The 9,916-nt window shown below is 52.9% G+C and carries 11 protein-coding genes; 3 read left to right on the top strand and 8 right to left on the bottom strand.

The annotated features are described in order from the left end of the window. Window positions 1-62 precede the first annotated feature (62 nt). Together FBQ85_13205 and htpG are read left to right on the top strand one after the other, a co-directional pair. On the top strand, window positions 63-398 hold the full coding sequence (locus FBQ85_13205; protein MDL1876111.1) for a hypothetical protein: 336 nt from the start codon (window positions 63-65) through the stop codon (window positions 396-398). Between the two features lie 430 nt (window positions 399-828). Further along, on the top strand, window positions 829-2,691 hold the full coding sequence (gene htpG / locus FBQ85_13200; protein ID MDL1876110.1) for a molecular chaperone HtpG: 1,863 nt from the start codon (window positions 829-831) through the stop codon (window positions 2,689-2,691). A 241-nt stretch (window positions 2,692-2,932) separates the two neighbouring features. Here htpG and FBQ85_13195 read toward each other — a convergent pair whose 3' ends face one another. The 7 genes from FBQ85_13195 to FBQ85_13165 form a co-directional block, all read right to left on the bottom strand. Next, complete coding sequence (locus FBQ85_13195; protein ID MDL1876109.1) at window positions 2,933-3,277, bottom strand: (2Fe-2S) ferredoxin domain-containing protein; 345 nt, start codon at window positions 3,275-3,277, stop codon at window positions 2,933-2,935. 260 nt (window positions 3,278-3,537) lie between these two features. Continuing rightward, window positions 3,538-4,320 carry a tol-pal system protein YbgF gene (gene ybgF / locus FBQ85_13190; protein MDL1876108.1) on the bottom strand — a complete coding sequence of 261 codons (783 nt, stop codon included), beginning with the start codon at window positions 4,318-4,320 and terminating at the stop codon, window positions 3,538-3,540. 22 nt (window positions 4,321-4,342) lie between these two features. Then, window positions 4,343-4,882, bottom strand: coding sequence for a peptidoglycan-associated lipoprotein Pal (gene pal / locus FBQ85_13185; GenBank protein MDL1876107.1), 540 nt, complete (start codon window positions 4,880-4,882; stop codon window positions 4,343-4,345). A 195-nt stretch (window positions 4,883-5,077) separates the two neighbouring features. After that, the gene (gene tolB, locus FBQ85_13180) at window positions 5,078-6,454 is read right to left on the bottom strand and encodes a Tol-Pal system beta propeller repeat protein TolB (protein MDL1876106.1); all 1,377 of its coding nucleotides are present in this window, start codon (window positions 6,452-6,454) and stop codon (window positions 5,078-5,080) included. Between the two features lie 23 nt (window positions 6,455-6,477). Beyond that, window positions 6,478-7,227: a TonB family protein gene (locus FBQ85_13175; protein MDL1876105.1), complete on the bottom strand. Its 750-nt coding sequence runs from the start codon at window positions 7,225-7,227 to the stop codon at window positions 6,478-6,480. A 38-nt stretch (window positions 7,228-7,265) separates the two neighbouring features. After that, the gene (locus FBQ85_13170) at window positions 7,266-7,712 is read right to left on the bottom strand and encodes a biopolymer transporter ExbD (protein MDL1876104.1); all 447 of its coding nucleotides are present in this window, start codon (window positions 7,710-7,712) and stop codon (window positions 7,266-7,268) included. Beyond that, entirely contained in the window at window positions 7,618-8,370 is a 753-nt protein-coding gene (locus tag FBQ85_13165; GenBank protein ID MDL1876103.1) for a hypothetical protein, read from the bottom strand. Before FBQ85_13165 ends, FBQ85_13170 begins: the two co-directional genes overlap by 95 nt. A gap of 387 nt (window positions 8,371-8,757) precedes the next feature. Here FBQ85_13165 and FBQ85_13160 point away from each other — a divergent pair, with 387 nt between their 5' ends. Next, entirely contained in the window at window positions 8,758-9,516 is a 759-nt protein-coding gene (locus tag FBQ85_13160) for an ROK family protein (protein ID MDL1876102.1), read from the top strand. A 78-nt stretch (window positions 9,517-9,594) separates the two neighbouring features. On the opposite strand, the gene FBQ85_13155 is transcribed toward FBQ85_13160, so the two are convergent. Next, the gene (locus FBQ85_13155) at window positions 9,595-9,795 is read right to left on the bottom strand and encodes a hypothetical protein (protein MDL1876101.1); all 201 of its coding nucleotides are present in this window, start codon (window positions 9,793-9,795) and stop codon (window positions 9,595-9,597) included. Between the last annotated feature and the right edge of the window lie 121 nt (window positions 9,796-9,916).

Here is a 9,916-nt window from a genome sequence, read left to right as displayed (position 1 = left end):
TTGGCCGTCGCCTGTTTGCTGGCAAATTATTCTTAAACTGCAATGCCGTTTGTTTAACCGTTATGATCAAACTCAACCTGCGCTGGCTGATTCAAGCGCTTTCGCTTGCCCTCAGCATCGTGTGTTTTACGATTATTTTTGATGCCAGCAAGGCCTTGTTCGAAGCGCCCTCCCTAAAGTTGGTCGTCTCGCTGCTGGGTTGGGCGCTGCTTTTTGGCTTCAGTTTTTTTGTGTTGATGTTTACGAGTTACCTGAAGCAGCGCGCGAATTTTACCTTGCGCAATCAAATTCCGCTGTTTGAGCGTCTCGTGCGGGGCCTGGGCCTCGAACACTATAAAGAACGCGAGAGCGTATCCGACGCCAAACAGAAAAAACGCGCGCGTGACTCTGCGGCATGAGTTCGCGCGTGAGGTGGTTGAGTATTCAGTTTTATCAGAGTAGCGGTCAGGGGCGGACTTTTCTCCACGGGCTGGGCTGTTCGGCAGCAACAATTAAGTTGAAAATCCCGCCGCGATGCCTTAAATTTGCCCCCGTCAAAAGCAATCTCATTTTTCAGGCAGGCTGATCCCGGCGTTTTGGGATGAAGCTCTTCGAACAGCTTCGACAGCTCGCTAACAAGAGCGGAATTTCCTCGTGCGCGATTTCGATTTTGCGCGCCGAAGATACGCCGCCCGGCGTTGTGGGATTATTCCAAAGCAAACGCCGGTTGAGATTCGTTCATTCACTTGACAAGTTTTTGGTAGAAAATTTCAAAGCAATTCACCTGTTTTTTTAGTCAACTGGCGCAGGCCAGCGGCACAAAACCGATGAACCTGGGAGATGATTCATATGGCTGATGCAGAAAAAGTCACCGCACAGGAATTCGAATATAAAGCGGAAATGAAGCAGTTGCTGCATTTGATCGTGCATTCGCTTTATACCCACCCCGAAATCTTCTTGCGTGAGTTGATTTCGAACGCTTCCGACGCGCTCAACAAAATCAGATTTCGCATGCTCACGGATCGCAACGTGCTGGATGCCGACGCTGATTTGAAGATCGCCATCACACTCGACGCAAAAGACCATACCTTCGCCATCGAAGACAGCGGCGTCGGCATGACGAAAGAGGATTTGATCGAGAAAATCGGCACCGTGGCCAGCTCGGGCACGCTTGAGTTTTTGCAGCAGGTGAAAAATGAAAACCGCACGCTGGACGGCAATTTGATCGGCAAGTTCGGCGTGGGGTTTTACTCGGTTTTTATGGTCGCCGAAGAGGTGACGGTCGAAACGCGCCATGCGGATCCCGATTCCAAAGGCTATCGCTGGCGTTCCGGCGGTGAAGGCACATTCACCATCGAAGAGATTGATAAAACGACGCGCGGCACCAAGATCTCCTTCAAGTTGAAGGAATCGGCCAAAGAATTCAGCGAGGATTACACCGTCAAGCATATCATCAACAAGTATTCCAACTTTGTCGACTTTCCCATCTTTGTCGACAATGAAAAGGTCAACACCGTCACGGCGCTGTGGCACAAGCCCAAAGATCAAGTGAAGGAAGAAGATCTGGTTGAGTTTTACAAGTTCATCTCGAATGATTACAACCCGCCGCTCGGCCATCTGCAACTGGCGATTGAAGGCGCGGTGAGTTTTAACGCCCTGCTGTTCATTCCGGAGAATGCTCCGCCCATGTGGTTTCGCGACCCGCACGAGAAATCGCTGCATCTCTATTCCAACAAGGTTTTCATTCAAGATGATTGCAAAGAGCTGCTGCCGGAGTATTTGCGCTTTGTGAAAGGCGTGGTGGACACCGCGGATTTGCCGCTGAACGTCTCGCGCGAGGTGACGCAGAACAGCCCGGCCATGGCAAAAATCCGCGATATTCTGACCAAAAAAATTCTAAGCTTTCTCGGCGATTGGTCGAAGCAAGAGAAAAACAAGTATGAAAAATTCTACAAAACGTTTGGCCCATTTTTCAAAACCGGCGTGAACACGGATTTTGCCAATCGTGAAAAAGTAATCGACCTGCTGCGCTTCGAGTCCACCAAAATGGCAAAGGGCGAGATGCTGTCGCTGAAGGATTATGTCACGCGCATGAAGCTGGAACAAAAGGCCATTTACTACCTCTCCGGCGAGCATCGCGACCTGCTGGAAAAGAATCCCAACCTTGAATATTTCAAGAAGAATGATTTCGACGTGCTGCTGCTCACCGATCCGGTGGACGTGTTCGTCGTGCCCTCGATCAATGAATACGACAAGAAACCGTTGCAGTCGATTGACAAGGCTGATCTCGATTTGGCGGCGGATGAAGCCGGCAAGCCGGAAGCGTTGAGCGGTGATTTGGCCAAGTCCTTGTTGACGATATTCAAAGAAACGTTGGGCGATAAAGTCGAAGACGTGATTGAATCAAAGCGTCTGGTAAATTCGCCGGTGACGCTGGTGGTGGGGAAAGACGGGATGGATACCCAGATGGAAAAAATGATGAAGCTGATGGACAAAAATTACAGCGGCTCAAAAAGGATTCTGGAAGTGAATGTCTCGCATCCGCTGATTAAGAATCTTTCGCGCCGTAATCTTGCCAGTCCGACGGATCCCCTGCTGCGCAAAAGCATTCTGCAATTATATGAAGGGGCGTTACTGCTGGAAGGAAACCTGAGTTCTCCAGTTGACTTCATTGGCCGCATGACGGAGTTGATGGAGGAGGCGACAAAGTAGGCTCGTGCATTGATTTGTATGAGTCTCTTATTTCGTCACCCTGGAAAGATCTGGTAAAGCCTTAGACCCATTGACGAGTACTTCACAAGATTCGCGTGAATGACATTTTTAAGAGAGTACTTCTGCAAATAAAAGCATCAGAACACGGGGATGGGGGGAGGAATAGAGCAGAGGCGGATCAAATAACTTTTTGTGTCATCAAATTCACGTGGGGGGCATACACCAACTTGCTCATCTGTGTTCAATCGTTCTTTTTGGGCTTTTGCCAGTATTGCTCCGGCGTGCGCAAACGTTCCACCACGCGCCCGCCGAGCAAATGCGAAGTGATGATTTCTTCGACATCATTCAGCGTAACGCGCTGATACCAAACACCCTCCGGGTAAACCACAACGCTCGGTCCCAACTCACACATATCCAAGCAACCTGCCTTGTTTGCGCGCATCCTGCCCTTTAAACCGCGCCGGTGCAATTCTTCTTTGAATTTTTCGGCGATTTCGCGCGCGCCTTTGGAGGCGCAACAGCCCTTGGGGTTGTCTGGCGCGCGTTCGTTGGTACAAATGAAGAGGTGTTTTTCGAAACGGGGCATAGACGCTAATTGTCCGTGAGGTTGATGAATTCACTTGACGATAGTCGAGAAAAATTTCGAGGACGTTCACCGCTTTTTTGCCAAGTGAATTGGTGAAGATCAGCAGGTGATTTTAAAAGTAAGCATTGCCCTGCGACGCGATGCAAAATTCCTGCGTCACAATCTTCGCGTCTTTGAGCCGCGCGCGATGTGGTTTTGGTGATTGCGTTGCGGCGGATGGGCGGGCCGCGATTTCAACAAAAATGCAAACGGCCCCAGGCTTATTCCTGCAATTTCGCCCGGGCTAAATCCGCTTCCGGAGCGCGCGGGAATTGTTTGATCAATTGCTCGAGCAGAGCCTTGCCCTCCGCCTGCCGATTCATGCCAAGCATGGCGTATGCGCGTTTCAGCGCCGCCGCCGCAATTTTGTCGCTGTTGGGATATTTCGCCGGGACTTCCAAAAATTCCGCAGCGGCGCGCGCATAGTTCTTTTGTGAATAGTAGCTTTCTCCGATCCAATACTGGGCATTGTCGGCCAGCGAGCTTTGCGGATATTTGCGCAAAAATTCTTGAAAGCCCTCGCGTGCGAGATCGCCCTGGCCGCGCACCAAATCTTGATAAGCCGCATCATACAGCTTTTTGATTTCTTCGGCGTCAACTTCTTCCGGTTTAGTTTCCGGAACAGCGCCGGCCGGCGGATTGGCGTTGCTGGCTGCGGGTTTATCAGAAACCATGCGCAGTTTGCCCGGCATGTTGGACAGGCGATTGTCCATATCATCAACGCGATCGCTCAGAATGCGAATCTGCTCGGCGAACTGGTTGAGGCGCAAATCGTTGTCCGCGCGCATGCGCAAGGAAGTCTCTTCAGCTTTTTGGCCTGCCAACTCGGCTTTGGCAACGGTCGTGCGCAAGCGTTGCACCTGCGCACGCAAGGAGTCAACTTGCGCACGCAGGGAGGCATTGTTGGTTTCGACTTGCCGCATTTGACTTGGCGGCAGGCAAGACGTGAGAGCAAAACCCAAAACTGCAAACGATAACACAGAGAGGTAACGCATTATTGCCATCCGTTTTGAATGAGCGGTGTCATCACTGATTCAAAATCACAAACTCGGCGCGGCGATTTTGCGCCCACGCCTGTTCGTTGCTGCGCGCGTCCAGCGGCCTTTCTTTGCCATAGCTGATCGTGCTCAAGCGCGAGCGTTCGACGCCGAGTGAAACAAGATAATCACGCACGGAGTTTGCGCGTTTCTCGCCCAGCGCCAGGTTGTATTCGATCGTGCCGCGTTCATCACAATGCCCGGCGATGCGAATATTCACCTCCGGCCGGTTGCGCAAAGCGCTGGCATGCTCCGCCAAAATGCTGCGCGCCGTGGAGGTAAGATCGAATTTATCATAGTCAAAGTTGACATTACCAAGAACGAGCGGCCGGGGCGCCGGGGTTTCTCGGGGAGGTTCAGGGCGGGGCTCTGCCGGCGGCGGTGGCGCCGGTTCTTCACGCGCCGGCTCCAGCGGGGCGGTTTCGGTTTGCGCGACTTTCTTGCTGCTCGGGCAACCGAGAAACGCCAGCGACAAAACCGCAACCAAGAGCGCGGCAAGCCCCCGGATGTTGAAGCGACAAAAGGCCATGTAACACCTCCAGTGTTTGATGTTTTTATAGGCGATTATTTGTTGCGAAAAAACCGTGTGAAAACGCTAGATTCCAATGCAGACGACGCTTGTCAAAGCCTGATCAGTAAACGCAACACTCTTCGACAAGCTCAAGGTGCGTTTTTCAAACTCAGACGGCTGCAACTTAAATTCGTTCGTTGACAATTTCAAGTTTTAATTTCGACACGCCGATTCGCCCGGCGGACGCACGTTGTTCGACCACGCCGGACTCGTGCATGTTCCCTTGTGCGTGAGACGGCGAACGTTCTGCCCGTTCCATTCCATGCTGTAAATGTCGCTTCCGCCGCCGCGCGTCGAGCTGAATACGATGCGATAGCCGTCCGGCGACCACGCCGGGTCTTCGTTGCTGCCGGCTTCTGCCGTAAGCTGCATGAGATTCTCGCCCGTGACATCAATCGTCATGACATTGAAACGGCCAGCAATGCGCGACACAAAGGCGATTTTATCGCCCTTGGGCGACCAGGCTGGCGAATCATTGTAATTGCCCTCGAGCGTCAGGCGGCGAACGTTACTGCCCTCGGCATCCATGATGAAAACCTGCGGATTGCCCAGGCGATCCGAAGTGAATGCCAACTCGCGACCGGTCGGCGACCAGGTAGGAGAAGAATCCACGCTGGGATGATGTGTCAGGCGGCGCACACGTTTGCCCTCGGCGTTCATCACGTAGATTTCGGCGTTGCCTTCATGCGTCGAGGTGAACGCGATTTGATCGCCGTCAGGCGACCACACGGGCGCGGTTTGCAGACCGGCCGTTTGAAAATGGCGCGTGATCTTGCCCGAAACCACCTCCACCAAAAGCAAATTCGGATTATGATTTTGATAGGAAGTCAGGGCGAGCAAACGTGCGTCATGCGACCATGCCGGCGTGAGATTGAGGCTGGCGGTGGCCGTGAGCTGGCGCACGTTGGTGCCGTCGAAATCCATAAAGAAAATTTCTTTGCTCTCGCCGGTCTTGGCGGTAAAGGCAATGCGGCTCTTGGCAATGCCTTGTTCGCCGGTGAGAATGTTGACAATGTCGTCCGCCAGGCTGTGCACGAGCAAGCGCAAATTGTCGCGGCAGCCGTTGTAGGTTTTTTGCGCCAGTGTTCTGCGCGAATTGCTGTCGATGAGTTCGGCTTCGAGTTTCACGCGATCATTGGCAATTGTGACCTTCGGATGAACCTCGAGGCGAAAGGGCTGCGCCGGCCCTTTGCTGGAAATCTCCAGCCACGGCGAATTGCTGCCGCCGAGCTGTTCGTCGGTGCGAAACGAGGCGATCACGCTCGACATCCACAAATCATTGTCGAGAATGTCGAGCACGCGGCTGGCATCCTTGGTATTTGCCTGCTGCAGCGGCTGGCATTCCTTCAATTCCACGGGAATGCGGGCAAAGGCATTGGTTTCAACGCGCAGGTAGGATTCGGTTTGCGCATGTCCCTCGAAACTGAATAAGACGGCGCCTACGACGAGGAGTCCGCGGATCACGAGGAATGGGAGTTGCTTCAAATGGGTGTATTGTTTGTTTACAAGATGCAAAAATTTCATACACATGCCTGTTTTCCAAAATTTGCTATTCAGTACACGACAAATTCGAAGGTAATGCCGAAGGGTTCTTTGGCCCCGGCGGGCAGCGGTGGCAAGGGATCGGCGTTTTGCACGGCGCGCATGGCGGCTTGATCGACGGCAAATGCGCCTGATGATTTCTCCAGCTCGAGTGAAGATACTTTGCCCGATTTCTCAATAAAAAAATGTACAACTACGGAATATTCTCCGGCCTGGCGAAACGGCGGTTTCCAATGGTTGAAAACACGAAGTTCGACCAGACGAAGATAATAATCAAAAGGAGAACTCTCGCCATCGGTTTTGATAATGCCGCCGGTTTTAGACGAAGCGCCGCTCGTGGTGGGGGATTGGGCGTTCGTGTTTGCCGGCGTCTGCTCCGTTAATTTGGGCTCGGAGAGCGCCGGACTTGTGGGCGGTGTAACATCTTGCCGCTTGGCTTCGGGCTTCTTGGGTTCCGGTTTTTTGGGGATGGGGATTTTGCTCGGAATCGGTTTGCTCTCAGTTGGTTGCGGCGGCGTGGTCGCGGGGCGCGGCGCCGCTTCCACCCGTTTTGCCCCGCCGCCGGCTTCAACATTGCGTTCGACAAAGGTTGCCGTCAACACACGCGGGTAGCCGCGACGCACCGGCTTTGTGAAGCCGAGCGCAAAAATCGCCAGCAACAGCAGCACGTGGCCGGCGGTTGAAATGATAACGGCCTTTTTGTCGAAGGTATGCATGTCAAATCGAATGCGCCACAAGCAAGCCGCGGCGCGCAGAGTCATCCCAAATTAAGAAATAAAACGCAAGCCATGGACGCGTTTTAATCGTTTTTCGTCGCCATGGGCTCCAAAAGCAATCCGACATTTTGGATGCCGGCCAGCCGCACCATGTCCATCACGGCCACGACTTTGCCGTATTCGGTGCGCGTGTCGCCTTCAATGAGAACCGGCTGATTCGGAGCATTTTTCAGCTTGCTGGAAATTTTTGCGCCAATATCGCCCAACGGCAAACGTTCGCCGTCAACAAACGCTTCGCCGGTGCGGCTAACTGTGACGACGATGGCGCGTTGCGGCTGCGGCTGCGGCGCAATCGTGCCGGGCAAATCGACTTTGACGCCCGAGCGCATGAACGGCGCGGCAATGATGAATACGATCAACAGCACAAAAGCGATATCAAGAAGCGAAGTGACGTTGATGTCCGAGACGATCTTCGTTTTTGAGTTTCTCACGGTGGACAATGTGGTTGAAATAAATGATAAGTTCGGTATTCAAGCGGCCAAAATCGTCTTCGATTCTGGTCAAGCGGGCGGATAGAAAATTGTTGCAGAGCAGAGCTGGAATCGCGACGACCAAGCCCGCAACGGTTGTCACCAGCGCTTCGGCAACGCCGGGCGCCACCACGGACAAATCTGCGCTGCCGCCGGACTGGCTGATGCTCAAGAACGTGTGCATCACGCCCCACACCGTCCCGAGTAACCCCAAAAACGGGCTTAGGCTAATCGAGGTGGCGATAAACGGAATGCCCGCGGCCAGGGCTGAAAGATTCTTTTCGATCACCTGCAGCACGCCATCGCTCATGATTTCGAGCTTGCGGCCACGGGACGATTCCAGATACCTGCCGATCGTAATATATCCTTCTTCGAAAATGCGGCCGACCGGCCCGCCAATGTCTTTGACGGCAGAATGATAAACCGCGGACAATTCGGAATTCGGGCGCAAGCTGTGAACCAGGCGCAGAAAGTCACGATTAATGCCTTTGAAACGCCAATATTTGTTGAGTGTGATTGCCCAGGTCAGAATAGAGAGCAGCAAGAGGCTCGCCAGGATGAGCTTGGCAAAAAGCCCGGACCGGAAAATAAGCGAGACGACGCCGTCTTGCCAAAGCACAGTTGAGAGTACGATTAAAGGGGCCATGTCGTCCAACATTTTTTGAAGTTGCTTCGACGTTTCCTAGTCACAACAAGTTGAAGTCTATGGAAGATGCCATTGAAATGCAAGCATAATTTGTCAAAAATCCGCTTGCTTTTACATCAAAAATCGCTAGCCTCATGTTTGAAACTGATCGCTTGCGCCAAACGCTTACGCATGTGCCTCGTGCAATCTCGAAATTTACATTTGCGAGAGTGACGAACAAGTAACATCTATCTCAAGACTTGCTGATTGTAGATAATATTCCTGCAACGGCTGAGCCGTTACATCAAAAACCTCTGAGTTTCCGCGACCAAGTTGCAACCAATTTCGGTTATGCCAGGCCTGGAGCAATTTCAAACGGGCACAAAATAAAATCAAATGAACCTTGCCAGTGGAGGCACAATGGACATCCTGGGCATTGACATCGGCGGTACGGGTATCAAGGGCGCACCGGTTAACATTAGCACAGGCAAATTGCGCGCCGAACGTTTGCGCGTATTGACGCCGCGACCCGCAACGCCGGTGAAGGTGGCCAAAGCGGTGAAAACGATTGCGCGGCATTTCAATTGGCGCGGCGCCATCGGCGTCGGTTTTCCGGGAATTGTGCAACACGGCAAGGTGATTACGGCTGCAAATCTCCACAAGGCTTGGGTGGGTGAATCCGCGCAAGCGTTATTTCATAAAGCAACGGGCGCTGCCGTGCAAGTCGTTAATGACGCCGATGCTGCGGGTCTGGCGGAGATGCGTTTCGGCGCCGGACGCCGGCGCAAGGGAAAGGTGTTGCTGCTCACCTTCGGCACCGGCATCGGCAGCGCCCTGTTTATCGATGGCAAGCTCGTGAGCAATACCGAATTCGGGCATGTGCAGATTCGCGGTAAAGCTGCGGAACGCCGCGCCTCGGATGCCATTCGCACAAAAAAGAAACTGGGGTGGAAAAAATGGGCGCGCCGCGTGCAGGAATATCTCAATCACATGGTGTTGCTGCTCTCACCGGATTTGATCATCATTGGCGGGGGCGCGGCAAAAGATTATCAAAAATTCGCCAAATATATCGAGCTGCCAGTCGAAATGATTCCGGCGCAAAATGGCAATCTTGCCGGGATTGTTGGCGCAGCGCTGGCCGGGCAGAATGTGAGTAAAAAAACGCGGGCAAAAAAGTAGGCAGAATGCGATTCTTCGGCTGCTTTCTATTTTTGGCGAAAGCAGCCGAAGCAGAGAATAACTTGTTCAACGCGTGGCTCAGTTGCGGCTGATTTCTGGTTCACGCAAACGGCCTTCGAGCACGATGCGATAAGCCCCGGTTTGCTGATCCAGGCTCGCCAGCGCGGCGCACCATTTTTCCGAATCGTTGATGATGGTTTCAAGATTTGTCCGCAGTGCGTCTGAAGAAGGCGGGAGAATGTCGATAAAATCAAGTTCGCGGGAATTGAATTTGAACATGTGTTTGACCTCCATGTCAATGGTGTTCAATAAAGCATTGGGGAATTTAACCTAAGCCTCGCCCGGCGCCGATTTCCTCTTCTCATCCTTGAAGGCGAAATCATCGCTTGCTGGCTGCGGC

The sequence above is a fragment of the Cytophagia bacterium CHB2 genome, from assembly GCA_030263535.1.
In the GTDB taxonomy this organism is placed as follows: domain Bacteria; phylum Zhuqueibacterota; class Zhuqueibacteria; order Zhuqueibacterales; family Zhuqueibacteraceae; genus Coneutiohabitans.
Note: the sequence above shows the minus strand (reverse complement) of the source record. Positions and strands in the feature narration are given on the sequence as shown.